Here is a 2,204-nt window from a genome sequence, read left to right on the forward strand (position 1 = left end):
TAACCTCTTGGGCTTGCTTCTTGTGTTTATGGGTCATTATTGCGTTGCCCCTTGCCCCTTGCCCCTTGCCCCTTGCCCCTTGCCCCTTGCCCCTCAGCCGAGCGTATAGCAGGGCACATAGTCTCCGGCGAGCTTCATGCGGCCCTGGTCGACGAAGGAGGCCAGAAGCTCGTCGAGTCGTGCCATCAGCGCCGGCTCGGCGTGCAGGCGGAAGGGACCGTGGGCCTCGATCGCGCGAATGCCTTTCTCCTTGACGTTGCCGGCGACGATGCCCGAGAAGGCCCGGCGCAGGTTGGCGGCCAGCTCGTGTACCGGCTGCTCCTGGTGAAGCGCGAGGCCGGCCATGGCGTCATGGGTGGGCTCGAAGGTCTCCTGGAAATCCCGGGCCACGGTCAGGCGCCAGTTGTAGTAGAAGGCATCCTGGCGGCTGCGGCGATACTCGGTCACCGCGTCGATGTTCTTGCGCATGGTGCGGGCGACCTCGACGGCGTCGTCGATGATGATGCGGTAGTGCCGGCGTACCTCCTCGCCCAGGGTGTAGACCAGAAACTCGTCGATGCGCTTGAAGTAGTCGGCAGAATCGGCAGGCCCGGTGAATATCACCGGCAGCGCCATGTCGACATTGTCCGGGTGCAGCAGGATTCCCAGGAGGTAGAGAATCTCCTCGGCGGTGCCGACGCCGCCCGGAAAGACCAGGATGCCGTGCCCTAGTCGCACGAACGCCTCCAGGCGCTTCTCGATGTCGGGCATCACCACCAGCTCGTTGACGATGGGGTTGGGCGCCTCGGCGGCGATGATGCCGGGCTCCGAGACCCCCAGATAGCGCCCCTGGGTGCGACGCTGCTTGGCATGGGCCACGTTGGCGCCCTTCATGGGCCCCTTCATGGCGCCCGGCCCGCAGCCGGTGCAGATGTCCAACTCGCGAAGCCCCAGATGGTAGCCGACGGATTTGGTGTAGTCGTACTCCTCGCGGGAGATCGAGTGGCCGCCCCAGCAGACGACCAGGCTGGGATCACGTCCCGCCTTGAGGGTCCCGGCCTTGCGCAGGATATGGAAGACCGCGTTGGTGGTGCCCTCGGCAGTGGTCAGGTCGAAGCGATGGCGGGTCTGGATCTCGTTGTAGACGTAGACGATGTCGCGCAGCACCGCGGAGAGGTGCTCGCGGATGCCGCGGATCATCTTGCCGTCGACGAAGGCCTCTGCGGGGGCATTGGTGATCTTGAGACGTACCCCGCGGTCCTGCTGCAGCACCTCGATGTCGAAATCGCGGTAGGTCTCGAGCAGGGCCAGGCCATCATCGGTCGGGTTGCCACAGTTGAGCACCGCCAGCGAGCAGCTTCGCAGGAGGTCGTGCAGGCCGCTCTTCGACGTGTCGTGGAGGCGTTCGACCTCCTGCTGGGAGAGGATCTCGAGGCTGCCTTCCGGCGAGATGGTGGTGGAAATGGTGTCGGGCATCCTTGGCGTTCCCTGTCATTTTGGCGGCATTGCTCGTCCTGTGATGCTACCACGCCGCACCACCGGCGGGCATCGCTGCGGCCTTGACGACGAGCTGGTAGAATTCTGGCTGCCAGGCCATTGCCCGCGACGTGACGCCCATGTTCAACGCCCGATACTTTCGCACCTTCATCACCCTGGTCGAGACCGGCAGCTTTACGCGTACCGCCCGCCAGCTGGAAATGACCCAGCCCGGGGTCAGCCAGCACGTGCGCAAGCTCGAGGAATACCTGGGCAAGCCGCTGCTGGATCGCCAGGGGCGGCGCTTCGTCCTCACCGAGAGCGGGCGGCGTGCCTACGACTACGCGCTCAAGCTTTTCGCCGAGCATGAACAGTTCCGACACTCCCTGGACAACGACAGCCTGGATAGCGGCGAGTGCCGCCTCGCCTCGCCGGGTAGTGTCGGCCTGATGCTCTATCCCTTCATCCTGGGTCAGCAGCAGATGCAGCCCGGTCTCACGGCCAGTTACAGCTTTGCCTTCAACAGCGAGATCGTCGCGGATGTGCTAGGCGGCCGTCATGACCTGGGGATCATCACCGAGGCCGTGCGCCATCCCGAACTGGACTGCGAGGCCTGGCATCAGGAGCCGCTCTGCCTGGTGGTGCCGGCGGACTTCGCCGGCCACGGCCTGGCCGACCTGATGGGGATCGGCTTTATCAGCTATTCGGGAGGGGAGGGGCATGCCAGCGCTCTGCTACGGGCCAACTTT

General features: G+C 64.9%; 2 protein-coding genes. One reads left to right on the top strand and one right to left on the bottom strand.

Translation table 11 applies throughout. From position 1 onward, the window contains the following. Positions 1-93: 93 nt before the first annotated feature. Entirely contained in the window at positions 94-1,455 is a 1,362-nt protein-coding gene (gene ppnN, locus RI841_RS16115) for a nucleotide 5'-monophosphate nucleosidase PpnN (RefSeq protein ID WP_310706645.1), read from the bottom strand. A 140-nt stretch (positions 1,456-1,595) separates the two neighbouring features. Here ppnN and RI841_RS16120 point away from each other — a divergent pair. Beyond that, the coding region (locus RI841_RS16120) for a LysR family transcriptional regulator (protein WP_310706646.1) at positions 1,596-2,204 on the top strand (609 nt) is incomplete at its 3' end.

The organism is Halomonas sp. (genome assembly GCF_031581305.1).
GTDB lineage: Bacteria > Pseudomonadota > Gammaproteobacteria > Pseudomonadales > Halomonadaceae > Halomonas.

Coding starts and splice junctions, on each gene's coding strand:
- ppnN (WP_310706645.1), bottom strand. CDS start 1,455: ATGCCCGACACCATTTCCACCACCATCTCGCCGGAAGGCAGCCTCGAG.